The organism is uncultured Roseivirga sp., from assembly GCF_963973945.1.
In the GTDB taxonomy this organism is placed as follows: Bacteria; Bacteroidota; Bacteroidia; order Cytophagales; family Cyclobacteriaceae; genus Roseivirga.
The window spans coordinates 18,853-44,743 of sequence record NZ_CAXBBV010000006.1 but is presented as its reverse complement, the minus strand read 5'-3'; the positions used below and the strand labels follow the sequence as shown (position 1 = coordinate 44,743).

The window sequence follows — 25,891 nt, the reverse complement described above, 5'->3', positions numbered from 1 at the left end:
TATTGACCAATTATCAGCAATCAGTATCAATACCTTTAATCCAGCTTCTATGCACGTTTACACCACCTTTGTCCCTATGATTCAAATTGGAGCATGACTGTAATTCAATCCCTCTCATCCATAAATGTCTTTTAACGCCAGTAAGGACTAGTTTTTCTTGGTTTCATATGTCTTGGTAAACTGAAATGGTTTGCCATCGCTCATTAATCCCTGTAAGTCGATTAAGATGCTGGTTTCCTCATCAGAATTCCAAAACTCAATTGTCGCTTCACCATGCTCATCAAGTTCAATGAGCGGTTTCCAAAATAGAACCAGCCTTTGATCATATTTAATGTCCAAATCTGATTTGACATCATATTTTGGTGAATAAAACTTGCGACTTGAGCTATAGGCTCCTTGTAGGGTGGTACTCAAAAAATTCTCATCCCATTTTTTGGTTTCAACCTCTAAACCATCGCTACTTTTGGTGTAAAATGCCAATACCCCTCCCCTGCCAGCACTCCCAAAGAGTCCAGAGGCGGCCAAGCCCTTAAAAAGCACTACCCTAGAAATTGAGTTTGGGTCTAAACTCATGGCGCTTTCCATTTGCACTTCAACATCGTCCAGAAGAATCATTGGAGGGAAAGATTGTTCTATTGATGAGTTTTGTCGAATGGAGATTTGAGGTGCTCCAAACCCAGTTGGTGATATCGTTACTCCTGTGAATTTCCCTACAAGTGCACTAAAAACATCAGTATAGCTTGTGGCCGAAGGTGAATCTACAAAGCTGTATGCATCTGACCCCTTTCCATAAGCCGTCTTTTGTAAAGCCTCTCTCTTGCCATCCTCTCGACTAGCCTCCACAGCAAAAGAGTCTAAGTAAGTTACTCCCGTATCCAAGCCATATGCCTTCTCAATTAAATCTCTTCTTTCATTCTTTGCCAAAAAGGAGAGGTTAGAGGTCGGATCAATTTTGTCTCCCTTCAGCAGAATGTTCTGTGAAAACGAGGGCCAATCATATTTGATTGAGTCAATTTCAAACCTCACATTATCCCTTTTCTTATCACGCTGCCCTCTAAAAAAAATAGTCTCATCATCATACACAACTGCTTCCTCAAAAATGAATTTACCCTTATCAGATGTTGTAGCAGAAGCGATGATAGGCGGGGTGGCTTGATTATTAATAAAGGTTACTTCTCCTCCTGAAATTGTTTTGTCTGACCCGAATTTATAGAGTGTCCCGCTTACCGTTAAGCCTTGTTCTACAAAGTAGTCAAGAGAGGGTAAAACATCCTTTTTTAAATCCTCCCATGAAAACCTGCTCCAGCCATGGGTGAGCATAACCAAATCTAAGTGAGGTAAGGCGTTTTCGTTCTTACTGCTAAAGTAATACATCGGATTATCGATGTAGCCCTTTAGGTCAGAGGTAAGCAATAGCTCAGAGTAAATACTTTGCTCTGGAGCATAATCCAAAGCTTGCCCTAAATCAATAACGCTCAATGAGAATATGCCTGACTGGGGATTTCCCAGAGAGTCTATTGCCTTTATTTTCAAACCAACTTTTTCTCTAAGAGTATATTCTTGCTTATTTGTTGAAACGGATAACTCATTGTCTAATGGCTTTTTTATAAACACAAGTCTTTCTAACAACGGATTAGCCGAATCATCAAACAAAGTAATGTGAGCAATCCCTTCAGGAATTACATCAGTGGGGATCATTGCAATCGCCAATTTGTCCGAAAGGTTTAGCTCAAAATCGTAGTATAACTCACCATTTGAATGAATTACTAAAAAGTGCTTTTCACTTTTAGCCAGCTCTTTATTGGTTGTAATTCTAAGTTTTATTTTTCCTTCGGCTTCTGGAAAAGCGTATAGGCTATACCCTTTTTGTTCCACCTCTGGGAGACTAAAAACTTGCTCGGACCCTTCTATTCTTACAAAATAATCTTCTCCGAATTGAGGAACAAGATTAAATGCTCCCATCCCATCATGCTCAGACTCAATTGCGTTTATACGCTTTCCAGAACGATAAAAGAGCTCCCCCTTAACGTCTATTGAATGACCTGTATTATCGATAGCCTTAAAGGCCACTCTTGCAGGAAGGCCAGAAACTAAGTGACCTCCCTCTGGAAAGAATTGAACATCTATTTCTCCTAAGTTTTGTGGGATATCGGATGAAGTTTCTACTTCAACAGAATCTGAGACTACGACTATTTCCTTTTCGAAAAAAAAATCCGCATCAAAGTTCCTCATATAATTGGTATAGGACCTCAAAATATAACTGCCCCCCTTCAAATCCCTTGGCAAATCAATAACTCCCTCACCGTAGCCTGTCTGCGCAAATACCAATTGCTCAACGATTAATTCTTTATCCTTAGAAAACAGCTCTACTCTGAGGTTTGTACTTAGCACAGAGGGTAAATTGGCCTCGTAAGCAGTTATATAGGCCTGAAACCATATCGGGTCTCCAGGAACATAAAACTTTCTATCTGTATGAAGAAAGACTTTTTCTTGGGGGAAGCTAGTAGTAAGTTTCTCTAGTTTATCAGTAAGTGCATTCAGTTGGGCGTTCTGAGAATTGGCATTCTGAATACTAATTGATTGAAAAAATAAAAAAGTCAAAAAAACAGAGTAAAACTTCATAATCACACCTCACTTTTCGGTTCGAAATGAATTCCACCAACCCGATAGAAATCACACCTTAAGACCACCAAAATCAGAAAAGGTTTATGGCCGTATCCCCTAACTGATAAATATAGAAAAAGTATGTATTATAACAAGAATAATTCCATTTCAAAAAGTATTTCTGAATATAGCTGTATCACAATTAACCCAAGGTGAAATCAGAAATTGTTTAACACAAATAAGCAGAATAAATGACGGTTTATAGCTTATTAGCCAATTGACCACATGCCGCATCTATATCTTTCCCACGGCTTCTGCGCACGTTGACAATAATGCCTTTATCGCCTAAAATCCTTTCATACATATCGATTTTTTCGGGATCGGCCTGCTGAAACATGCCATCGTCAATTGGGTTGTATTCAATCAAATTGACTTTTGAAGCCACGCGGCCACAGTATTTGGCTAAAGCATGCGCATGTCTTTCATCATCGTTAATGCCCTTCCAAACCACATATTCAAAAGTGATTTTCCGATTCGTTTTCTGATACCAATAGTTTAACGATTCGGCCAATTCATTCAAATCACTTTTTTCGTTGATTGGCATTACCTTCGAGCGCGTTTCGTCAATGGCAGAATGCAGTGATACAGCTAGATTGAACTTCATGTCCTCATCCGCCATGCGCATAATCATTTTCGGAATCCCCACGGTAGAAAGTGTAATGCGTTTTGGCGACATACCCAAGCCTTCTGGCGAAGTGATTTTGCGAATAGACTCCATTACGTTTTGGTAATTGAGCAAAGGCTCGCCCATTCCCATGTACACAATATTGGTCAGCGAGCGACCAAAGTAAAGCTCCCCTTCTTCTTTAATGGCCACTACCTGATCGTAGATTTCATCAGGATTTAGATTACGCATACGCTTAAGACGGGCCGTGGCGCAAAAATGACAATCCAAGCTACAGCCCACTTGCGATGAAATACAGGCGGTAATTCGCGTTTCTGTAGGAATCAATACCGATTCCACCGTCATACCATCATGCAGACGTACAGCATTTTTTATGGTGCCGTCATTACTGCGCTGCATTTCGTCTACCTTAATATGATTGATGCTGAACTTCTCTTTAAGGAGTTCGCGGGTAGAAAGCGAAATATTAGTCATTTGGTCAAAATCCTTTGCCGATTTTTTCCAAAGCCATTCATACACCTGTTTTGCTCTAAAAGCCTTGTCTCCTATGCTCACAAAAAACTCCTGAATTTCTTCGAGCGAGAGTTGTCTAATGTCGCGTTTTGCCTCAACCATTTTGCAAAGGTAACGATCTAAGCTTGAATCTTTGAAAGGAATAGTGAAGGGATATTCACCACTTTATTTTCATTGTAATCGAACATGGCAATACCCGTTTTTGCTCGGGCAATTTCTTTGGTGCCACAGCTCAATCTATACACCAATTCAAAGCTTTTCCTACTGATCTCTGCGACTGCAATTTCAATTTTAATATTATCTCCGTGAAAAGCTTCTCCCTTGTAGGCAATGGCTACATCGGCCTGAATGGTACCGCAGCCATCAATTGAAAGTTCGTCTTTGTAGCCAAGAGAATTAAAGAAACGGTAACGCGATTCATGAATCATGCTAAGCACACTATCGTTGCCCAAATGCCCGCCATAGTTAATGTCTGAAATTCTGACTTTGATTTCAGTTTCAAACATAAAAGCATCGGGCAACTCTATCTTCACTCTTGGCATATTTCTAAAAGATTTTTGTGCGAATCTAAGACATAATGTCCGAATAAACGAAGTGAGCTAACTTTTTTCAGCCAATTCTTCCGAACATCAACAATGGATTATGGTTTGTAATGGTAGCGATGTCGGCTTAAAAGCTTGCGAATATTTAAAGGAGAACAACAATCATGGATTTTAAAAAATATACCATCAAATCGCAGGAAGCTATTCAAAAGGCGGCCGAGCTTGCCGCTGGAAATCAGCAGCAGGCCATTGAGCCGGGACACCTTTTAAAGGCGATCCTTTTATCAGATGAGAATGTTATTTCCTTCTTGATAAAAAAATTGAGTGTGAACAAGGTACAGTTTGAAACAAAACTGGAAGATATAGTAAACGGATACCCAAAAGTAAGCGGAAGCAGCACGCAACCCTATTTATCGAACGATGCCCATTCGGCACTTACCAAATCATTAGAGTTCTTGAAGGATTTTAAAGATGAATATGTTGCCATTGAGCATATCGTTCTTGGTCTTTTAGCAGGAAAAGACAAAGTAGCCTCCTTAATGAAGGAAGTTGGCTTTGGAAAGAAAGAGTTGATTGCTGCTATTAAGGAATTACGCGGTGGAAACAGTGTTACCGATGCTAACGCGGAGTCCAAGTATCAGTCGTTGAGCAAGTATTCTAAAAACTTAAATGAACTCGCTAGCCAAGGTAAAATTGATCCCGTAATTGGACGTGATGAAGAAATTAGAAGGGTGCTTCAAATTCTTTCAAGAAGAACAAAGAACAACCCTATTCTTTTGGGTGAACCAGGTGTAGGTAAAACGGCTATTGTGGAAGGTATGGCGCAACGTATCATCGATGGTGACGTGCCCGAAAACCTAAAATCGAAAACCATTATCTCTTTAGATATGGGACTTTTGGTAGCAGGCGCCAAATACAAAGGCGAATTTGAAGAGCGTTTGAAAGCGGTAATTAAGGAAGTACAAGATGCGGCCGGAGAAATCATTCTCTTCATTGATGAGATTCATACTTTGATTGGAGCAGGTGGCGGAGGCGAAGGCGCAATGGATGCTGCCAACCTTTTAAAACCCGCTTTAGCACGTGGAGAATTGCATGCCATTGGAGCCACCACACTTAAGGAATACCAGAAGTACATCGAAAAAGATAAGGCTTTGGAAAGAAGGTTCCAGGCTGTTGTAGTCGATGAGCCCGACCGTGATGACGCCATTTCAATTCTGAGAGGAATTAAGGAGAAGTATGAAGTGCACCACGGAGTGAGGATTAAAGATGACGCAGTAATTGCTGCAGTAGAGCTTTCAAGTCGATACATCTCTGATCGTTTCTTGCCAGACAAGGCGATTGACTTAATGGATGAAGCAGCTGCCAAAATGCGTATCGAAATGGACTCTCTTCCTCAGGAATTGGATGAGATGAACCGTAAGATCATGCAATTGGAAATTGAGCGCGAAGCCATCCGTAGGGAGAAAAACAAAGACAAGGAAACGGTGCTTTCGAAAGAGATTGCCGAGATTTCCGAGAAGCGCGATGGGCTTAAAGCGAAGTGGGAAAACGAGAAATCGGTGATCACCAGTATTCGCGAAGCCAAAGAAAACATAGACCGCTATAAATCTGAAGCTGAAAAAGCTGAAAGAGAAGGCGATTTCGGTAAAGTAGCGGAAATACGTTACGGTAAAATCGTAGAAGCGGAAAGAAAACTGGAAGAGCAAAAAGCATTAATGCGAGAGATGCAAGGAGAAAAAACCTTGCTGAAGGAAGAAGTGGACGCGGAAGACATTGCGGAAGTAGTAGCAAAATGGACTGGAATTCCCCTCTCTAAAATGCTTCAGTCTGATCGCGAAAAACTTCTTCACCTAGAGGAAGAATTGGGCAAACGCGTAGCGGGACAAAAAGAAGCAATCACAGCTTTATCCGATGCGGTTCGAAGAAGCAGAGCAGGCTTGCAAGACCCGAAACGTCCGATTGGTTCTTTCATTTTCTTAGGAACAACTGGGGTTGGTAAAACCGAATTGGCGAAAGCCTTGGCAGAATACCTTTTCAATGATGAAAACAACATGGTCAGAATTGATATGTCAGAATATCAAGAACGTCATGCAGTGAGTAGATTGATTGGAGCACCTCCAGGCTATGTAGGCTACGATGAAGGCGGCCAGTTGACAGAAGCGGTGCGTAGAAAACCTTATTCAGTAATTTTATTGGATGAGATTGAAAAGGCACACCCAGACGCTTTCAACATTCTTTTGCAAGTGTTAGATGACGGACGATTAACAGATAATAAGGGCCGTGTTGCCAACTTTAAGAACACTATCATCATTATGACGACCAACATTGGCTCGACTATAATTCAAGACAACTTCGCAACGATTAACGAAGAAAACGTGTTGGATGTGATTGATGAAACCAAGCTTGAAGTAATGGATCAGCTGAAGAAATCGGTGAGGCCAGAGTTCTTAAACAGGATTGACGAAACGATCATGTTTATGCCACTCAACCGCGATAATATCAGGCAGATTGTTAGAATTCAGTTTCGCTTAATTCAGAATCAATTGAGTGAAAACGGAATTGAAATTGAAGCTACTGATGAAGTACTTGATTACCTTGGAGAGTTAGGCTGGGATCCGCAATACGGTGCCCGTCCGCTCAAAAGAGTGATTCAACGCAAAGTGTTGAACGAACTTTCAAAGCAGATTTTATCAGGTAAAGTGGATAAAGATTCCGTTGTAAGTATTGAGCTTACTCCAGAAAAGGAAATCGAATTTGTGAATATTGAAAAAGTAGAAGAGTTGTAGCTTTTCAAAGCTACAACAACATAAAAATTAAAAGAAGACGTCTTATTCAAGCGTCTTCTTTTTACTTTAGGGGCATGTTGATCCCTCCATTATTAAGTCAAGGCGATAAGATTGCCATAGTAGCTCCTGCCAAGAAAATTCAGTCTGATTTGACTTTTGCGGTGAACACCTTAACTGAATGGGGATTAACTCCTGTTTTGGGTGAACACGTTTTAGCGACAGACCATTATTTTGCAGGAACAGACAATCAAAGACTTCACGATCTACAAGAAGCACTAGACAACCCCGAAATCAAAGCCATTCTAATTGCCCGTGGCGGCTATGGCACTACAAGGATTTTGGAGCAAGTCAATTGGGCCAAGTTTCTCGAAAACCCAAAATGGATTTGTGGGTTTAGCGATATCACATCCCTGATCACCGAACTCAACAATCGTTCAATTGCCTGCATTCATGGCCCATTGGGGGTTACGCTCGATTGGGATGAATTGACTACCGAAAGCTTAAAATCTATGCTTTTTGAAGGAAAGGTAAATTACAACATCCCTCCTCACCCCTTAAACCAACTTGGTCAAACCAATGCCGAACTTATTGGTGGAAATTTATCTATCATTTGCAACTCCATAGGTACTTCTTCAGAAATTCAAACCAAAGGCAAAATCCTCTTTTTGGAAGAAGTGGGAGAATACATCTATCATTTAGACCGGATGCTAGTGCAATTAAAAAGGGCTGGAAAGCTTGATAATTTGGCAGGCATAATCATCGGAGATTTTTCTTCAATGAAAGACCACAAGGATAGTTTTGGGGCTGAAGCCTTGGAGGTTATTGCTCGCAACTTGGCTGGCTTGAATATTCCAATCGCTTATGGCTTTCCTTTAGGTCATGAAAAAAGAAACTTGCCTGTTTATTGTGGAGTTTCTGGAAATTTTGAGGTAAACGAGAGCAATGTAAGCTTAAGTTTTGATCTTCATCTGGTATAAAACGCTTGATTCAACTTTCCAAATTTTCAATCTTTTGGAAAATTCTGTTCCTCTATCTTAAATATGCGGTATAAAAATTCCCGCCAGTAGCCCGGCCAAAATGATAAAAGGGGGTGGTATTTTGGTATAGGTGAGAATCAAGAAAGTGCCAATAATCACACTTACATTCAGTACATTATTCTGAATGGGTTGAAAAAGAACGAAAGCGGCAGCTGCCACCATTCCCGCACTGGCCGCGTTAATTCCTTCCAAAGAAGCCCTCACAACACGATAGCGTTTTAGATCGTCCCAAAAGCGAATAACAAAGAAGATCAAGAAAGTACCAGGTAAAAAAATACCGCATGCTGCTACAAAACCACCCAATATTTGTGCGCCCAAGCCCATTTCTCGAACAGACAAAGCACCCACAAATGAACTCACCGAGAACACCGGACCAGGAACAGCTTGTACCATCGCAAAACCTGAAAGAAATTCTTCAGAAGTCAAGAAGCCTTTAAACTCTACAAACTCTGTGTGTAAGAAGGGAATCAATACTTGCCCTCCACCAAAAATCAAACTTCCGTTACGATAGAAATTTTCAAAAAGCAACACAAACCTATCTTGGGTCACAGCCCCTAAACCAGCTGCGGTTACCAACACCAAGGCCCAAAGGGTAAAGTTCCCCCATTTGATTTTAACCTTTTGTTTCTCTTCAGGTGCCTGCTTTTTGTATTTAAATGCTGTAAGTGTTCCTGCAAAAATCAGTACTAAAGGCAAGGCAATCGGTTTAGAAATAAAGTAGGTAACAATGGCCGAAAGTGCCATTAATCCACCCGCAGTTCTGGTAGTAACTACTTTTGATGCAATGATATAGGCGCCATAGCTTACAAAACCCACAGCCATAGGCTGAATAAATCGGGTAAATTCTAAGCTGAGATTTTTGGTTTGGTAAGAGTCTACCAAAATAGCCGCAGTTGTCATTACCGCTACCGCGGGTAACATCCAAACCAACAGAGTAAGGTAGGCTAGATTTGCTCCACCAATTCTAAAACCAATGGCGGTTATGGTTTGGGTAGAAGTTGGACCAGGTAAAATCTGGCAAAGCGCATTCAATTCTATTAACTCTTCCTCGGTAAGGTAGCCTCTTTTCTTCACCATGATTTTAATGAGCATGGCAAAATGAGCTTGGGCACCACCAAAAGCACTCACCGCCATGACCAAAACATCACGCAGAAAAATATAGTATCGAATGCGCTTTATCAATGAATTTAAGCGAGTTTATTTCTTTTTCAAGCCCAATTCAATGAGTCGCTCATTCAGAAACTCACCAGCCGTAATGTCGTCATACAACTTTGGATGATCAGCATCAATACAGCTTTCTAGGCAGGTCAAATCCATATCGGAACGAGGGTGCATAAAAAACGGAATTGAGAAGCGTCTGTTTTTCATTAACTCTCTTGGTGGGTTCACCACCCTATGAATTGTAGATTTTAGCTTATTGTTGGTATGACGCGAAAGCATATCGCCCACATTTACCACCAATTGCTCTGGTAAGGCAGTGATCGGAATCCATTTTCCATCTTTTCTCAATACTTGAAGACCGTCAGCACTTGCTCCCATCAGCAGGGTAATCAAGTTAATATCACCATGCTCAGCCGCACGTACAGCATCATCAGGCACTTCATCTGGGTTTTCAATTGGGAAGTAATGAATAGGGCGCAAAATGCTATTTCCGTTCTTTACTTTATCATCGAAATAATGCTCAGGTAAACCTAAATAAAGCGCAATGGCCTGTAACATTTTTATACCTGCTGCCTCGATGGTTTTATATACTTCTAGCGCAATCTCCTCCATTTCTGGAAGTTCATCTGGCCAAATATTATCTGGATATTCATTTTTGATTGGATCGCCATCGGTTACTTCCTGGCCAACATGGTAAAACTCTTTCAAGTCACCAGTTTTACGACCTTTGGCATGCTCTTTCCCCTTCCCAATATAGCCTCGTTGCCCCGCTAACTCCGGCACCTCGTATTTCTGTTTGATGTCATCAGACATCAGAAAGAACTTTTGAATAGTAGCGTATAGCTTTTGTGTTTGAGCATCGGTAAGCCCGTGATTTTTTATAGCCACAAAGCCTATGTTATTATAAGCTTGGCCCAAAGCATCTACAAATGCTTGTTTTTTGGCTGGATCGCCCGATGTAAAGTCGGCTAAATCTAGTGAGGGAACCTCATCATATAATTTCTCGCTCATTGTTGCAATGGTTAAAAACAATCTAATTTATTAAATAATCGTGACAGAGTTTACTAACTCAACACCTCTTTCAGTACTTCAAGAGATTTTATTTCATTTAAACCCGACACGTGAATCTGATAAAACTTAATAATATGTGAGAGCACATCGCGTCTTAATTGGCTGCTCAACGCTATTTCGTCTCCCAGTGGTTTGTTCATCAAGGCTGAAATTATAACCCTTTCAGTTTCAAGCGTAGTAAAATGCACACCATTTTCAGCTAGTTCTTCAATAAAACCTTCGGCAGACTGCGGTTCAAAACCTAAATAGCCGCTACATTTCATCAAAAACTGTAAGTGAAAGTTACTGATGTTCGTTTCTAAATGGTCGAAGATGACCATGGCCTGATGTACAAAATCATAGAGCCCTTCATTTTCAGACTCTTCCCTTAGAATTTTAGTGAGAATTTCGGTTAGAAAAATACTCACTCCTGTTTTTAGAGGATTGAAAGGAATAGAACTATATGCATAGCTAAACTTAGTTTCTGAAATTCGCTGTAAGTCTTTACCGCTCTTATGATACACTACCAAGTCGAGTAAGCTCAACGGTTGGTAAAGTGCCATTTTCCCTCTTGATTTTGCGCTCCGAACACTGTTTACAATATAGCTTTGCATACCAAAAGCTTCTGTGAAAATTCGCACTATAATAGAAGTCTCCTTGTATTTTATATAGCTTAAAACTATGCCTCTGGTTCGGTGTAGCATTAGATTACCACTATTTTTCCAACAAAGGTTTCTGTACCATCAGCATTCGAGCTGAATACCAAATACACACCTGTTTTCACTTTTGCACCGTTGTTATCGCGGCCGTTCCAAATGGCTGTGCTGCCATTGGCTTTAGTTTCCTTTACCAGCTTACCCGAAATGTCCGTAATCTTTACAGACGCATTATTCACCAGCCCATTGATTACAATTTGGCCATTGAAATTTGGTGGTACAGGGTTTGGATAAATCTTTACATTTTGGTGCTCGAAAGTACCTAGAGTAGCATCACTTTTAAAAGACACCAAGCCTTTGTCTGTCCCCACAAACACTTCCCCTGAAATTTCTTCTACATAAATTGAAGTGATTGCATTGGAAATGAGCGAGCTATTTTGGGTGGTAAACCTTTGCACCAACTCTTCACCCGTTTCGCTAAACAGCCAAAGCCCGTTATTCTTCGTTCCGAACCATTTGCGATTGGCTGGGTCGATTGCCACGGCAGTAATATTTTCATCGCGAAGCAAAAGGCGATTTTCATAAATGGGAATACTGGCAGTTAGTGCCTGCCCCTGAAGAATGGCATTTAGGTTTGGGAAAAAGGCAATTCCTTCGTCTGTCCCCACCCACAAAAATTGGTTATCATCCAGAACCAATGATGTAACCTTACTACCTGGCAAACCACCTTGCCCACCATTGGTGTTTAAATATCGTTCGGTCTTGCTGGTTTCATTAAAAACCACAATTCCGCCTCCACGACTATCGTCTATAGGAAGCCATTTATCACCATTGGGTGCAATGAAAAGTGAAACCGAATACCTTGCTCGAGAGTTGGTCAGAGAATAAGAGCGCCAAATATTATCCATGAAATTCCATTCGTGCAGCGAATTGGATGTTCCATAGTTGGTTACCCAAAGTGAGTTTTCATTCTTTGCTAAGCCCGTAATCTTGAAGTTGCCTATACCTTCACTCAAAGTAGTATTGGGAGAAAAGTCTTCTACTGGTTGAGCGTTTCCTTCAACAAATGAATAAAGTCCTTCAGTAAATGAAGCTAAAATCAACTTGTTCTCTCCTGAAAAAGAAATGGATTCGAAATCCAGTAAATCTTGAATGCTATCTCCTTGACTATTCATGATAGCCAAGTTTTTCCAGCCTTCTTCAAAAGAAAAGGTAGAAATATAAGAAGGTCTATTCAAGGCAGAAATATTTTCATCGAAGCCACCAGAAAGCTTAAAGGCCTGATTTTCAAAGTTTCCAACCAACCAAGTTGCATCGTTGGCTGGGCCAGAGGGTTTGAATGACTGCTGACCATTGTTTTCTATTTTAAGTAAACCCTCAAGGCCATCGCCCACCCACCAAAAGTCTTGATAACGTAACAATTCGTTTCGTAAAACGCCTTGTGTTGGGAAGGTGTAAAGATTATTCAACTGATTATTTTGAATACTAGAAATACTGGAAGAGGTGAGTATAATGGCTGTTCCAGCGTTATCATCAATATCGTTAATATCACTATCGGCAGACAACAGGTAGCTCCAGCTTGTTCCATCAAATGAAAATAAATCAGAAGCCGAGTTGGCAAAAAGCTCAGCACCAATTACAGCAATATTAGAAAACGAAATTCCAGAAAACGCTCGCGTCCAACTGCTGTAGTCCTGACGATTTATTCCATCTGCTAAGCTCGCAGAAAGAATCCCGCTTTCGGTAGCGGCATAAATTCTATCGTTCGTAAATACGGTTTCCGATACGCTTACGTTTTCTCCGTTTGCTCCAATATTTTGGTAAGACTCAATAATTTCTTCCGAAGAAAGGTCCAGTACTATAATACCTAAATTGCCAGACAAATAGGCCTTCCCATTTCTAAAACCAATGTGTTTATAGCTTTTATTTGTGGTGGTTGGTGCTTCTAGAACCGTTCTGATATTATGAATTGAATTTCCTGAAAATAAATCAATATTACCATTAGCGTAACCAATCACAAGCGTTTTAGAAGTGGGGTCGTAACCAATAGCTCCAATGCTTATATCAGAAAGTCCATCGCTTTTGGTCAAGCGATTGGTAGTGCTTTCAGATAAGTCTACAAAAAAAAGTCCATTGGGAGAAGCTACATAAATGAGCTCACCTGCAGCAGCAATGTCAATCACATTATTATAACTAATATGCGACCGCCAGTTGAAAACTGGAATCTGACCTTGTGCAAAACTGGTTTGCACTGCAAGGAGCATGATCGCTCCTAAAGTCAGACTAAACAGGCGTTTGATCACTTTTTCTTGTTCTTCTTTTTTTCTTCGAGCCCTTGATAAAAGTATTTACGGTTTCGGGCTTCGTAAATATCTTTCTCACCAAGCTCCACAGTCTTTTCAGAATCGGAAAGTTTGTATGAGAACGATGCCAAACTGCCGCTTACCGTACAAATAGCATGTAATTTGGTTACAAATTCTGCAATTGCAAGTAACTGAGGCATAGGGCCAAAAGGATTTCCTTGAGCGTCCATGTCCAGACCTGCTACAATTACCCGCTTTCCATTATTGGCCATGGTTCTGCAGACATCAATTATTTGATCATCAAAAAATTGGGCCTCGTCAATTCCTACCACATCGCTTTCACCACACAACAGCAAAATATCCGAAGCGAACTGTACTGGTGTAGATCTAATTACGGTATTGTTGTGTGAAACTACATTCTCCACATCATAACGTGTATCGATAGCCGGTTTAAAGATTTCCACATTCTGTTTGGCAATAGTAGCCCTACGGAGGCGCCTAATTAGCTCCTCCGTTTTTCCAGAAAACATACAGCCACAAACCACCTCGATGGTTCCTGATGTATGCTCTCCTGCTATTTTACCCTGTGGCTCGATAAACATACTATGCAGTATAGGTCATATGAGGAAATTTATTTTTGTCAGCTACGCGAATTTTCACATCACCCAGTAACTTTGCCTGACAAGCCACACGTTCACCTGATTGAAGCTTACCTGCATCGAAAAGCAGTTGTTCAGTTTCTTCAATCGGACTCAGTTGGTCTGCTCCTTCTACTACTATAATTTTACATGTGGTACAACGGCCTTTTTTACCGCAAGCGTGCATCCAGTCGATTCCGCTTTCGTGAATAATATCCAGTACCGATTTAGAGTTATCTGTGTTAGAAATCTCTTTATTGTTCAGGTTTTCAATAGTGATCTGTCCCATAATTTTTAATTTACAAAACAAAAGAAATAAGCCATGAGCTACAAGCTAAAGCAAGAATCAATCTCGAGTTTTTCTACTGCCACTGCTGCAACCATATGTACTGAGTTTTTTGCTGGAAAAGATAAAATAAGCGGTGAGGCAATTATGAGCCTTACCGATGTAAGACAAGTTAATTCATTTATAATTGAGGCACTTTTTACACAATGGCAAGCCGAAATAGCCAGACTAAGAAGCCCATACTTTAATTATGAAGCAGAAGAGGTTCAAATAGCCCTTAAAGAATTTATGAATACGCTTTCTGAACATATTAGTATAGGCAGGGGGCATCTAGAACCGCTCTTAACCCGTGCTATTGAAGCAACAATACTATTGACCTTTGCTCCAAAAACCTATGTACTGAACTATTGGTTTGATTCGAAAAAAGAAAGTCTACCTAAAGGAAAGTTGAGGTATATAAAAACGCATGTAGAAGGGTTCAAGTTAATTCACGATACAGCCAAAACTCCAATCAACCCAGCCTATCTGGGGAATTTGTTTGATTCAATGAGTTCTCATTTTGATATTCCTGAGCCACAGGAATTTCTTCAAAAGTTAAAGTCAGAAAGCAAATTAGACCTTCTTTTCAAAAAAGAACAAGCTGTTGAACCTACTCCCCCTCCTGTTTTTACTCCTGAAATAGAAGAAACACCAGAAGCAAAAAACACAGTAGCGGCCAAGCATGAAAATGGTAAAGAAACTGTCAACGATCGATTTAACGGAACATCTCATACACCAACCTTAGCAGAAAAACTTCAGAAAAACTCGACTCAGGCTCTAGAGAAAAGCTTGACTATTAATGAGCGTATTATGTTTACTAAAACACTTTTTGAAGGAGATCAAGCTTTAATGTCAAAGGTTTTAGAGGAACTGGACACTGCAAACAGTGTAGATGAGGCGCTGGCAAAAACTCAGCCCTACAATAAAAAATGGGATATTGAAGGCGATGAAATGGACGCCTTTATTCAAGTGCTGAAAAGAAGATTTAACTGATTTAGAGGTTTTGAGAAGAGGAATCTTTATTCCTCTTCATCACTTCCCTCTCCTTTGATCTCGTCAAGGTCGTCTCGATCACGGAGTTTCTTATCATCAACATTCTTGTTCAAGAATTCATTGATCTTATCAATCGACAAAGAATTATGGATTTCTCCGAAGGAATCGATTCGAATTTCCATTCCTTCTAGTTCTTTATTCACTCGTGGTTTTTGATCCTTTTGCTTGTTATCCTTTTTCCTTGCCATATTCAATTTGCTTGACCTAATTAATAATAATCAACCTTACTAATTTGAAGTTTTCAGCACTTCAATTGCTTTTCTAATCCTAGAGGCTGTTTCTTTTGTACCCAAAATTGAAATGATCTCCATTAAATCTGGTCCTCCTCCAGCACCGGTTAGAGCCAGACGCAATGCTGGCATCACCTTTCCGAGCGGAGTATTATCTTTTGATAAAACCGCAATGAACTTTTCTTTGGCCTCTTCTGGGCTAATGTTCTCAAGTTGGCCCATTTCATTTGCGAAATCGGTTAATTTATGAACCGCTTCTGTCGTCCATTTTTTATTAACTGTTTTCTCGTCATAGGTTTGGGGAGCATTAAAAAAGAAGTCACCGCTCTCTACAATGTCAGAAATAAACGTAATACGCTCCTTCATTGAGCCAGCAATTGTACTTAACAGCTCAAAATCTACGTCAATATTTGTTTCTGCCTTGAGCATTTGGGCCAACTCGTCATTCGACTTATTTTTTAAATACTGCTGATTAAACCACTTGGCTTTTTCAATATCGAACTTTGCTCCTGACTTATTGATTCGTTCTAACGAAAATTCAGAAATCAATTCCTCCATTGAAAATAGCTCCTGCTCAGTTCCTGGGTTCCAACCCAATAATGACAAGAAATTCATAAATGCTTCAGGCAAGTAACCTGACTCTTTAAAGCCTTTAGATAACTCGCCTGTTTCAGGGTCTGTCCAGTTCAATGGAAATATTGGAAAGCCCAATTGGTCTGCTGCTCGTTTGCTTAACTTACCGTTTCCGTCAGGCTTGAGTAACAATGGTAAATGGGCAAACTGAGGTGCTTGCCAACCGAAGGCTTCATACAGTAAAACGTGTAAAGGAGCCGAGGGCAACCATTCTTCTCCACGGATAACATGAGTAATCTCCATCAAGTGGTCATCCACAATATTGGCTAAATGATAAGTAGGCATTCCGTCTGACTTCATCAGCACCTTGTCATCTAGCGTGGTGGTATTTACCACTACCCAATCCCTAACTACATCCTTAAAGCGGACATCGTCATTTTTGGGCATTTTAAAACGTATCACATATTGCTCGCCTGATTCCAATTTCTGGTTAACCTCTTCAGCCGACATTGTAAGCGAGTTTTTCATTTGATTTCTGCTGATGGCATTATACTGTGGGTTTGCCATGCGGGCTTCTTTAAGTCGCTCGCGCATTTCATCCAACTCTTCAGGAGTATCAAACGCATAATACGCCTTGCCTTCGGAAATCAATTTATCAGCATATTGCTTATAGAATGATTTTCGATCTGACTGACGATATGGGCCATAATCTCCACCAGTCTTTGGGCCTTCATCTGGCACAATTCCACACCACTCTAAAGCATTGAGAATGTAATCTTCAGCCCCTTCAACATAACGCGATTGATCGGTATCTTCAATTCTAATTATGAATTGTCCACCACTTTTTTTAGCTAAAAGATAATTGTAAAGGGCTGTTCTTACTCCTCCAATATGCAGAGCTCCCGTTGGGCTGGGAGCAAACCTTACTCTAACACTCATGTACTTTAATTTGGCCGCAAAAATACGCAAAAGTCAAGTCCATCACTAAGATTGACTGATTGATTTACAGCGAATTGAAATTATTCTCTACCTTAAACTTCTACCGCGATACAAGAAATTTCTACATTCACGTCCTTCGGAAGTCTTGCCACTTCAACACATTCTCTGGCCGGAGGGTTCGTTTTAAAATAAACGCCATAAGCCTCATTAATAGTAGCAAACTGATTCATGTCTTTAATGAAGATTGAACACTTCACAATGTTGTTGAAGGTCATTCCAGCTTCTGAAAGAATAGCCTCAATGTTCTTCATTACTTGATGAGTTTCTTCTGTAATGTTCTCATTGATCATTTCGCCAGTGGCTTGATCAAAAGGAATTTGCCCTGAGACATATAATGTATTACCGGCTTTAACGGCTTGGCTATAAGGCCCTATTGGTGCTGGAGCGTCTGGGCTATTTACGATTATTTTCGACATGTTCGGATTGTTTGATTTAATGAATAATTTTGGGGCAAATTACACAATTATGAAAGTTTTAGTCATTGGTACGGAGCAGAATATTGAAGAGTTTGAGTTAAAATTTAAAACGGGACATGACTGCCGTTTCGAAACGAACTATGACTTCGAAGAAGATCTCTCCGCATTTGATTGTGTTTTTGACTTCTTTATTGGTGATAGCCCTGAGCAATTCGAGATATTTAGTGCTTACGAAGAGCTTAATCTATTTGTAAACGCCCCGAAAATTTCTCTAACTGAGTTAGCCTATTATCAAGAAGAGGTAAACTGTAACCTTTATGGCTTCAACGGCCTACCTACTTTCTTAAATCGGGAGATTCTAGAAGTTTCGGTTTTGAACGATAAAGCCAAATCAGGTTTGGAAACCTTATGCAAAAAACTAGATACGGATTTTGAACTGGTTGAAGACCGAGTTGGCATGGTAACGCCTAGAATCATCTTCATGATTATTAATGAAGCTTTTTATACACTTCAGGAAGGCACAGCCTCAAAAGAGGCTATAGATACAGGAATGAAGTTAGGCACAAATTATCCTTTTGGACCCTTCGAATGGTGTGAAAACATTGGTATCAACAATGTTTATGAAGTGCTAGAAGCTATCTATGAAGACACCAAAGAAGAGCGATATAAAATTTGCCCAATGCTTAAAAAGGAATACTTAAGCCGCATTATACATTAAAAAAAGGAGCTTAATAAACTCCCTTTTCCTTCATTATATTTTCAGTTTCTATTATTCCACAGTAACCGATTTGGCCAAATTTCTCGGCTGATCTACATTACAGCCTCTCATTACCGCAATATGGTATGATAAGAGTTGTAATGGAATTACGGCAATAAGTGGCATTAAAGCATCGCTAATATGCGGCACTTCAATCACATAATCAGCCATTTTAGGAATCTCGGTATCACCTTCAGAAACGACTGCAATCACCTTACCTTTTCTTGCTTTTACCTCTTGAACGTTAGAAACAATCTTCTCATAACTACTGTCTTTGGTAGCAATTACCACTACAGGCATTTCTTCGTCTATCAAAGCGATAGGGCCGTGCTTCATTTCAGCAGCAGGATAGCCTTCGGCATGTATGTAAGAAATTTCCTTAAGTTTTAAAGCTCCTTCTAGGGCAACAGGGAAGTTAAACCCTCTTCCTAAGTATAAGAAGTTTCTAGCATCTTTAAACACCTTCGCGATCTCTTCAAGCTGATCATTTAGCAATAAAGCCTTAGCCACTTTTTCTGGTACTGACTCCAGTTCAAACAGTAATGCTCTGTATTTACTTTCAGAAAGAGAGCCTTTCTTTTCAGCAATCATCAAAGCCATCATAGAAAGCACCGAAATTTGAGCAGTAAATGCCTTAGTACTTGCTACGCCAATTTCAGGACCCGCATGTGTATATGAACCCGCATGTGTAGCTCTTGCAATTGAAGATCCCACCACGTTACAAACACCTATGATGGTTGCTCCTTTGGATTTAGCCAACTCAATTGCTGCCAAAGTATCTGCAGTTTCGCCAGATTGAGAAATAGCAATCACTACATCCTTCTCATTTACAATCGGATTTCTATATCTGAATTCAGATGCATATTCTACTTCTACAGGAATTCGACAGAACTCCTCAAATATGTACTCTGCAACCAAACCAGCATGCCAGGATGTTCCGCAAGCGATAATCAGGATTCTATCGGCATTGACCATTTTGGTCACGTAGTCAAAAATGCCACCCAACACCAACTTACCTTCCTTGGCTTGAAGTCGACCTCTAAGACAGTCGCCTATAGATTTTGGTTGCTCAAAAATCTCTTTTAACATAAAGTGGTCGTAACCACCTTTTTCAATCGCCTCTAACTGAATATCGATGGTTTGAACATAAGGAGTCATTTCAACATCAGAGACATTCTTAATCGTAAGTTGCCCGTCCTTAATAATGGCAATCTCTTGATCATCTAGGTATACTACTTCGTTAGTGTACTCGATAATAGGTGTGGCATCTGAAGCGAGGAAGAATTCATCCTTCCCTAGACCTACCACCAACGGACTCCCTTTACGGGCGGCAATCATCAAGTTTGGGTCCTCTAAAGAGATAATTGCAATAGCATATGCTCCAACTACTTTATTCAAAGCAAGACGAACAGCTTCAGCAAGACTAACTTCAGAGTTTAAATAAATGTCTTCAATAAAATTTATAAATACCTCAGAATCTGTATCACTTTTGAAATCAAACCCCTTTTCAATTAAGTCTGTTTTAAGTGATGAATAGTTTTCAATAATCCCGTTATGGATCATTGCTAATTTTCCAGAATTAGAAAGGTGAGGGTGAGCATTTTTATCATTTGGCTCTCCATGAGTGGCCCAGCGTGTATGCCCAATTCCAATATTACTATTTAGGTTTTTCCCTTTAGCAAAATCATGCAGATCAGCTACTTTCCCCTTTTTCTTATAAACATTTAAGTCACCGTTTAACAAAGCAACTCCGGCACTATCATAACCTCGATACTCCAAGCGCTGTAATCCCTTGATTATTACTGGATAAGCTTCTCTATGGCCTAAATACCCAACTATTCCGCACATATACGTTTATTTTTTTCGAGATAAATATAAGAAGTTGACTTCCGCTATTTAAGTTCAGAGTAGAAAACTTTAAGTTTAAAATCTTCAGGGCGAAATACCAAGCTTCCTAGCTCACCATTAATCGATGGAGGTGCAATGAAAAACTGATTTCTTCTAAATACATCGGAAATGTAATACCCTACAAATGAAGTTATAGATCCTGTATAGATTTTTGTTTCATCATCGTAAAGAAGTAGCAAAGGAGTTCCGCTCCCGATTGGGTTCGCTCCATCTTGCTGTATTGCTCTAAAGTTCTGACCATCTCGAATGGCTTTATTTCCAGAATCAGTAAGCAACAATAAAAGTCTAGTAGGGGGAGTAACTCCATCAACTGGTTCCTCAATTGGCCCAATAGTAACTTGAGCTGTATTGACTATCACATCAGGTTTTAAATTGGCAAAAGTCTCCAACTCTGAGAAATTTATTTTAGTTACAACTCCAGCACCTGCTTGAATATATCTCAAACCAGAACTTGGTGAATACTCTTGATTAGTAGTTGTCAACCCCTCTAATGCGGTTCCTGAGCGATCAAGCTCCAACCCATAATAATGAGTAAGGTCTCCAATTGTTATTTGATGGGTTGCTGGTACATTAACAGCACCCGTACTCGACACTTCACTGTAATAAAAGTCAATCTTTGACGATTCTGGTTCTAAAACTATTCCATATGCGTTTGATGAATTATCCTGTGTTTGAAAGGCTAAGCCTGGAAAGGCTGTCTCAAAAGCTTCTTGTGTTGCTACTTCTGGACTTTTATTTCTCATCAGTTCAAACAGTTCTTCAGCAAAATCCATGTTTACATCAATTGTATAAATAGAATCAAGCTCATCAATTAGAATATTTCCTGAGACTACTAATTGATTAGAAATAGCGGTACTATTTGTTGTGATGTGTAGCGTATCCTCTATTTGTTCAGATAGCAAACTCACCTTTAAGCGAGCCGTTTTCGCGAAGTCTTTATAGAGATAGCCAAACTTAATGCTCAACTTAACGCTGTCCAAAATAGCTTCTTCAGAAATATCTTTTATATCACTAACGTTCAGCTCCATCTTCGCATAACTGGTAGCCTTAAGTTTTCCTACATCTGGATCATCAATATTCCCAATAAAACCAACACCCAGATTTGTAGACGATATAGAATCTAACAAAACAACGGACGAGGTAGTACCTACTGACTCTACCGAAAATTCAACTGGTGAAACATCATCTGACCCAAACCCAAAATCTCCATTCTTCTCACAAGAAAACAAAAGAGTGAGGCCCAATAATAAGGCCCCAATGCTTTTAATCTTACCCAACAAGTTCATTATATAAGTTATAATAAGAGTCTAAGAAATTATCATCTTTCTCTATTGTATCTACTTTCTTAAGCTTTTCAATTTCGGCCACAAGGTCATTTAAGCCTTCATGCCCCTCTTCTTCAGCCCTAATAACCGCGTCTGCATATTCAGCGCCAGTCTTAATAAATCCAGCAAAATCTGCAGATTTCAAGTTCTCCAGCATGCTATCATCAATGTCCATCATCTTCACTTTATCTAGCAAATCGGCATCAAATTGATGCGAGAACGCATTGTTATAGATAGTAAAGATCGATTTCGTATTTTGAAATATCGGATCATTCTTATAGGTAGTCTTCAAATACATAGGAATCAAACTAGTCATCCAGTCGTTACAATGCACTATATCTGGAGCCCACCCTAGTTTCTTCACCGTTTCAAGAACGCCTTTACAGAAGAAAATTGCTCTTTCATCATTATCTGCGTAAAAATTATTTTCCTTATCAACGAAAACAGATTTTCTATGGAAATAATCTTCATTGTCAATAAAGTAGACTTGAAGTTTCGCATTTGGGATTGATGCTACCTTAATTACTAAAGGTTTTTCCTCATCACCCACAGAAATGTTAATACCTGAAAGCCTGACCACTTCATGCAGTCTGTTTTTTCTTTCGTTAATAAGCCCGAAACGAGGAACCAAAATCCTGATCTCCATACCCCTCTCCTGCATTGCCTGTGGAAGTTTTCTCACAAAATCAGCAACAGCAGAGGTTTCTAGGAAGGGATTGATCTCACTCGCAACGTAAAGAATTCGAAATTTTGACATAATTAATGGAAATTTAATGACACCTTCATTTAGAAAATGAGCACAAAATTACTCCATTTTCCCGAAAAAACCTTGATTTATCTAAAAAAGCGTTGTTAATAAGCGTTAATTAGATTATCCTTCGCGACCAAATGAACACCTTTAAAAAAATAGAAGAACTCCGTGCCGAGCTTCTCAAACATCGCCTCAAAAACAAGAAGATTGGTTTAGTTCCAACCATGGGTGCGCTACATCAAGGACATATTTCACTGGTTGAAAAGGCCAGGGAAAAATCGGATGTAGTAGCTGTTTCCATTTTTGTTAACCCTACTCAATTCAATAATTCAGAGGATCTGGAGAAGTACCCTAGAAATCTTGAGCGTGATCTATCTCTATTACTTGAAGCAGGTTGTGACATTGTATTTGCTCCAGAGGTAGCTGAAATGTATAGTAGCAAACATGACCTCAAAATCAACTTTGGTGCATTAGAAAACTCGTTAGAAGGGAAATTCAGGCCAGGCCACTTCAGTGGTGTAGGCCAAATTGTTTCTAAGCTATTCAATATATTTCAACCCAATAGTGCCTTCTTTGGCCAGAAAGACCTGCAACAGTTTTTCGTAATTAAAAAGCTGATTGACCAACTTTCCTTTCCTATTGAGTTACACATGGTACCCACAAAAAGAGAAAGTAATGGTTTGGCCATGTCTTCACGTAATGAACGGCTTACCAAAGAAGAAAAAATACAAGCAGGCCTTATTTACAAATCCCTTAAAGAATCTGCTGACGATATCTTAAATGGCACTTCCATAAATCATATCACTGAACAAGTCCACGAACTATTCAAGAAGAATGAACGTTTGACCCTTGAGTATTTCGAAGTAGTTGAAACCGAGAATTTCACAGGAATTTCCACGGTTTCAGACCCAAAGAAAACAGCGCTTTGTATTGCTGCTGAAATTGGAAAAGTAAGGTTAATAGACAACTTACTTTTAAATTATTAGCTTTGCGGTCGCATTTTAAGAAGGTATGCAGATAGAGGTTTTTAAATCAAAAATTCACAGAGCAAAAGTAACACAGGCAGAGCTACACTATGTTGGTAGTATTACGCTAGATGAACACTTAATGGAGGCTTCTGGAATCATTGAAAATGAAAAGGTTCAAATTGTAAACGTGAACAACGGTGAGCGATTCGAAACTTATGTAATTAAAGGAGAAAAAGGTAGTGGTACAGTTTGTTTAAACGGCCCCGCGGCTCGAAGAGTACAAGTGGGCGATATCATTATTATAGTTTCATATGGAATAATGGATTACGAAGAAGCCAAAACCTTCAAACCCAAAATTGTTTTTCCTGACAAGAATAACAGGCTAGCTTAACGCTATTTTGAAAATCAGCTCAAAAGATATTCTCAAACTTATTCTGTCCCTTGGGATCACAGGATATATCTTGTATAACAGTTCAAAAACTACAGATTGGAATCAAATCTGGGAAGCCTTAAAAAGCTTTAAGTATGAGTGGATCTTACTGAGTATACTTTTATCTCTTTTCAGCCATAGCCTCAGGGCGTATAGATGGGCAATGCTCTTAGGCACTCAGGGGCCACGACCAAGCACATGGACATCGTTTTTGGCTGTAATGGTATGCTATTTAGGCAATATGGCCATTCCCCGTCTAGGGGAAGTTGCCCGTTGCACTATTATGAAAAAAGAGGAAAATATTCCTGTTACATTTTCGCTAGGCACTGTGATCACAGACCGGTTATTGGATTTGTTTATGCTTATGCTGTTTACCATGTTCCTCTTGGCTATGCAGTTCAACCTACTCAAATCATATTTTAGTCAGTTTATAGATAATAAGCTCCCATTTCTAATCACACTTTGGCCCTATTTGATTTTAGCTGGAATAATAGGGCTCTTATTAATTCTCTTTGTAATCCGAAAATCTAAAAAGGAAGACAATCCAAACTCTGTTTACTTTAAAATCAAGCAAAAAACTATAGAGTTAATTTCTGGCGTTAAAGCGATTAAAAATGTGGAGAATCCTCTTGGCTTTTGGCTATCTACTTTAGGTATTTGGGCGCTGTATTTTGCAATGCTCTATGTAATATCATTCGGTTATGTCCCAACTGCCGAATTGTCATTAATGGCAGGAATTGCTGTTCTAGTAATGGGAAGCCTTGGCATGGCCGCTCCAGTAAACAATGGAATTGGGGCTTATCAAGCCTTAGTGGCAAGCATTTTAGTCATTTATGGCATATCTCATAACGATGGTTATGTTTTTGCAGTGGTATCGCATGGATCACAAGTAGTTTCAGTTATCATATTTGGATTTTTGAGCCTACTTATCCTTAACTTCAGAAAAAAGAAAAAGAGAATTGACACCCACTAAGAATAAGATATACAGCCCCAAAGCCTTAAAAGCCCTGATGCTGAAATGGAAAAGTCAAGGTGAAAAAGTTGTTTTCACAAATGGTTGTTTCGATATTCTCCACTTAGGGCATATCGACTATTTAGAAAAAGCCAAAACGCTCGGTTCTAAATTAGTAGTTGGTCTCAATGATAACCCTTCAGTTAAAAGACTTAAGGGTGAAGAAAGGCCAGTAAATGATGAAAATGCAAGGGCAAGAATGCTTGCAGCTTTGGCTTTTGTAGATGGTGTAACGCTGTTTTCCGAAGACACTCCGAAGGAATTAATCACCTATTTGATTCCAGATATTCTGGTAAAAGGAAGTGACTACGATTTAAGCAACATTGTTGGGGCAGATATCGTATTGGCGAACGGAGGAGAAGTAAAAACCATCGACTTGGTGGACGGTTACTCCACAACAAATTTGATTCAAAAACTTAAAAAATAAAGAACATGTTTTTAGTATTGATTATAGTAATTGCAATTGTTAGTTGGGTGGTCCAAAACAATTTAAAGAAGAAGTTCAAAAAGTACTCGCAGGTTGGCCTGAACATTGGCCTAACAGGAAGAGAGATTGCTGAGTTAATGCTTCGGGACAATCAAATTCATGATGTAAAAGTTGTTTCTGTACAAGGCAGGTTAACCGACCATTATAACCCTACAGACAAAACGGTAAACCTTAGCCCTGAAATATATGAAGGTCGTTCGGTAATGGCTGCTGCTGTTGCCGCTCACGAATGTGGTCACGCTGTTCAGCACGCAAAAGCTTACGGCCCATTGGAAATGCGCTCGGCATTGGTTCCAATTCAAAATGCAAGTGGTAAAATTATCAACTTCATTTTTATGGGATTATTAATTAGCTCACTATTCTTAGGCTTAATGTCTTGGCAAGCAGCCTTGCCTATTATTATAGGTTGTTATTTCATCTTTACCCTGTTCGCATTCATCACTTTACCCGTAGAGTATGATGCTACAAAAAGAGCCTTGGCTTGGATCAACGATCGTAACATTGTAACCTCAGATGAGCATGGTATGGCTGAAGATGCGCTTAATGCAGCGGCCAGAACATATCTTGTAGCAGCATTGGGTTCATTAGCTATGTTACTTTATTACGTACTGATGTTTGTGAATAACGACTAATCATTAAGCTGAATTTACTACATTTGCTAACAAACGTTAGGTAAATTATT

24 protein-coding genes are annotated in these 25,891 nt (G+C 39.6%); 9 read left to right on the top strand and 15 right to left on the bottom strand.

Translation table 11 applies throughout. The annotated features are described in order from the left end of the window. Window positions 1-147 precede the first annotated feature (147 nt). The 3 genes from AAC026_RS11495 to AAC026_RS11485 form a co-directional block, all read right to left on the bottom strand. On the bottom strand, window positions 148-2,601 hold the full coding sequence (locus AAC026_RS11495; RefSeq protein WP_339698094.1) for a Plug domain-containing protein: 2,454 nt from the start codon (window positions 2,599-2,601) through the stop codon (window positions 148-150). 262 nt (window positions 2,602-2,863) lie between these two features. Then, window positions 2,864-3,904 carry a 23S rRNA (adenine(2503)-C(2))-methyltransferase RlmN gene (gene rlmN, locus AAC026_RS11490; RefSeq protein WP_339698091.1) on the bottom strand — a complete coding sequence of 347 codons (1,041 nt, stop codon included), beginning with the start codon at window positions 3,902-3,904 and terminating at the stop codon, window positions 2,864-2,866. A gap of 17 nt (window positions 3,905-3,921) precedes the next feature. Further along, window positions 3,922-4,344 (bottom strand): thioesterase family protein, encoded by a 423-nt coding sequence (locus AAC026_RS11485; protein WP_339698088.1) that lies wholly within the window; start codon window positions 4,342-4,344, stop codon window positions 3,922-3,924. 164 nt (window positions 4,345-4,508) lie between these two features. On the opposite strand from AAC026_RS11485, the gene clpB reads away from it, so the two are divergent. Both clpB and AAC026_RS11475 read left to right on the top strand, forming a co-directional pair. Further along, window positions 4,509-7,130 (top strand): ATP-dependent chaperone ClpB, encoded by a 2,622-nt coding sequence (gene clpB / locus AAC026_RS11480; protein ID WP_339698085.1) that lies wholly within the window; start codon window positions 4,509-4,511, stop codon window positions 7,128-7,130. A gap of 74 nt (window positions 7,131-7,204) precedes the next feature. Beyond that, window positions 7,205-8,107, top strand: a complete 903-nt coding sequence (locus AAC026_RS11475; protein ID WP_339698083.1) for an LD-carboxypeptidase — start codon at window positions 7,205-7,207, stop codon at window positions 8,105-8,107. A 57-nt stretch (window positions 8,108-8,164) separates the two neighbouring features. Here AAC026_RS11475 and chrA read toward each other — a convergent pair whose 3' ends face one another. Genes chrA through AAC026_RS11445 form a run of 6 tightly spaced genes read right to left on the bottom strand, consistent with a single transcriptional unit; the run spans window position 8,165 to window position 14,264 of the window. Then, entirely contained in the window at window positions 8,165-9,349 is a 1,185-nt protein-coding gene (gene chrA, locus AAC026_RS11470) for a chromate efflux transporter (protein ID WP_339698080.1), read from the bottom strand. Between the two features lie 15 nt (window positions 9,350-9,364). Then, the gene (locus AAC026_RS11465; protein ID WP_339698077.1) at window positions 9,365-10,339 is read right to left on the bottom strand and encodes a 2-oxoglutarate and iron-dependent oxygenase domain-containing protein; all 975 of its coding nucleotides are present in this window, start codon (window positions 10,337-10,339) and stop codon (window positions 9,365-9,367) included. 53 nt (window positions 10,340-10,392) lie between these two features. After that, entirely contained in the window at window positions 10,393-11,082 is a 690-nt protein-coding gene (recO, locus tag AAC026_RS11460; RefSeq protein WP_339698074.1) for a DNA repair protein RecO, read from the bottom strand. Continuing rightward, on the bottom strand, window positions 11,082-13,337 hold the full coding sequence (locus tag AAC026_RS11455; protein ID WP_339698071.1) for a two-component regulator propeller domain-containing protein: 2,256 nt from the start codon (window positions 13,335-13,337) through the stop codon (window positions 11,082-11,084). The genes recO and AAC026_RS11455 overlap by 1 nt, the downstream gene beginning before the upstream one ends. After that, window positions 13,334-13,939, bottom strand: coding sequence for a thymidine kinase (locus AAC026_RS11450; protein WP_339698068.1), 606 nt, complete (start codon window positions 13,937-13,939; stop codon window positions 13,334-13,336). Before AAC026_RS11450 ends, AAC026_RS11455 begins: the two co-directional genes overlap by 4 nt. A gap of 1 nt (window position 13,940) precedes the next feature. Next, window positions 13,941-14,264, bottom strand: coding sequence for a 2Fe-2S iron-sulfur cluster-binding protein (locus tag AAC026_RS11445; protein ID WP_339698065.1), 324 nt, complete (start codon window positions 14,262-14,264; stop codon window positions 13,941-13,943). Between the two features lie 33 nt (window positions 14,265-14,297). Between AAC026_RS11445 and AAC026_RS11440 the strand changes: the two genes are divergently transcribed. Continuing rightward, entirely contained in the window at window positions 14,298-15,293 is a 996-nt protein-coding gene (locus AAC026_RS11440) for a hypothetical protein (protein ID WP_339698063.1), read from the top strand. A gap of 26 nt (window positions 15,294-15,319) precedes the next feature. Here AAC026_RS11440 and AAC026_RS11435 read toward each other — a convergent pair whose 3' ends face one another. The 3 genes from AAC026_RS11435 to AAC026_RS11425 all read right to left on the bottom strand — a co-directional run bounded on the left by AAC026_RS11435 (window position 15,320) and on the right by AAC026_RS11425 (window position 17,571). Then, on the bottom strand, window positions 15,320-15,541 hold the full coding sequence (locus AAC026_RS11435) for a hypothetical protein (RefSeq protein ID WP_339607577.1): 222 nt from the start codon (window positions 15,539-15,541) through the stop codon (window positions 15,320-15,322). 39 nt (window positions 15,542-15,580) lie between these two features. After that, the gene (gltX, locus tag AAC026_RS11430) at window positions 15,581-17,095 is read right to left on the bottom strand and encodes a glutamate--tRNA ligase (RefSeq protein WP_339698061.1); all 1,515 of its coding nucleotides are present in this window, start codon (window positions 17,093-17,095) and stop codon (window positions 15,581-15,583) included. Window positions 17,096-17,187: 92 nt separating this feature from the next. Then, window positions 17,188-17,571, bottom strand: a complete 384-nt coding sequence (locus AAC026_RS11425; protein ID WP_339607575.1) for a RidA family protein — start codon at window positions 17,569-17,571, stop codon at window positions 17,188-17,190. A gap of 49 nt (window positions 17,572-17,620) precedes the next feature. On the opposite strand from AAC026_RS11425, the gene AAC026_RS11420 reads away from it, so the two are divergent. Beyond that, a complete protein-coding gene (locus AAC026_RS11420) occupies window positions 17,621-18,289 on the top strand; it encodes a 3-hydroxyacyl-CoA dehydrogenase family protein (protein ID WP_339698059.1) in 669 nt (222 codons plus the stop codon). 51 nt (window positions 18,290-18,340) lie between these two features. Here the strand turns inward: AAC026_RS11420 and glmS are convergent, their stop codons facing one another. The 3 genes from glmS to AAC026_RS11405 are packed head-to-tail and all read right to left on the bottom strand — an operon-like array spanning window position 18,341 to window position 22,318. Beyond that, window positions 18,341-20,176 carry a glutamine--fructose-6-phosphate transaminase (isomerizing) gene (glmS, locus tag AAC026_RS11415; RefSeq protein ID WP_339607573.1) on the bottom strand — a complete coding sequence of 612 codons (1,836 nt, stop codon included), beginning with the start codon at window positions 20,174-20,176 and terminating at the stop codon, window positions 18,341-18,343. A 44-nt stretch (window positions 20,177-20,220) separates the two neighbouring features. Beyond that, window positions 20,221-21,513: a DUF4270 family protein gene (locus tag AAC026_RS11410; protein ID WP_339698057.1), complete on the bottom strand. Its 1,293-nt coding sequence runs from the start codon at window positions 21,511-21,513 to the stop codon at window positions 20,221-20,223. Continuing rightward, a complete protein-coding gene (locus AAC026_RS11405) occupies window positions 21,506-22,318 on the bottom strand; it encodes a glycogen/starch synthase (RefSeq protein WP_339698055.1) in 813 nt (270 codons plus the stop codon). The genes AAC026_RS11410 and AAC026_RS11405 overlap by 8 nt, the downstream gene beginning before the upstream one ends. Window positions 22,319-22,449: 131 nt before the next feature. Between AAC026_RS11405 and panC the strand changes: the two genes are divergently transcribed. From panC to AAC026_RS11380, 5 genes are read left to right on the top strand one after another with little or no spacing between them, the layout of a single operon-like run. Beyond that, window positions 22,450-23,298 carry a pantoate--beta-alanine ligase gene (panC, locus tag AAC026_RS11400; protein ID WP_339698052.1) on the top strand — a complete coding sequence of 283 codons (849 nt, stop codon included), beginning with the start codon at window positions 22,450-22,452 and terminating at the stop codon, window positions 23,296-23,298. A gap of 25 nt (window positions 23,299-23,323) precedes the next feature. Continuing rightward, a complete protein-coding gene (panD, locus tag AAC026_RS11395) occupies window positions 23,324-23,671 on the top strand; it encodes an aspartate 1-decarboxylase (RefSeq protein WP_339607569.1) in 348 nt (115 codons plus the stop codon). 7 nt (window positions 23,672-23,678) lie between these two features. Then, window positions 23,679-24,683, top strand: a complete 1,005-nt coding sequence (locus tag AAC026_RS11390) for a lysylphosphatidylglycerol synthase transmembrane domain-containing protein (protein ID WP_339698049.1) — start codon at window positions 23,679-23,681, stop codon at window positions 24,681-24,683. A 37-nt stretch (window positions 24,684-24,720) separates the two neighbouring features. Further along, entirely contained in the window at window positions 24,721-25,149 is a 429-nt protein-coding gene (gene rfaE2, locus AAC026_RS11385) for a D-glycero-beta-D-manno-heptose 1-phosphate adenylyltransferase (RefSeq protein ID WP_339698046.1), read from the top strand. A 5-nt stretch (window positions 25,150-25,154) separates the two neighbouring features. After that, window positions 25,155-25,841: a zinc metallopeptidase gene (locus AAC026_RS11380; protein ID WP_339698043.1), complete on the top strand. Its 687-nt coding sequence runs from the start codon at window positions 25,155-25,157 to the stop codon at window positions 25,839-25,841. The last annotated feature ends 50 nt before the right edge of the window (window positions 25,842-25,891 follow it).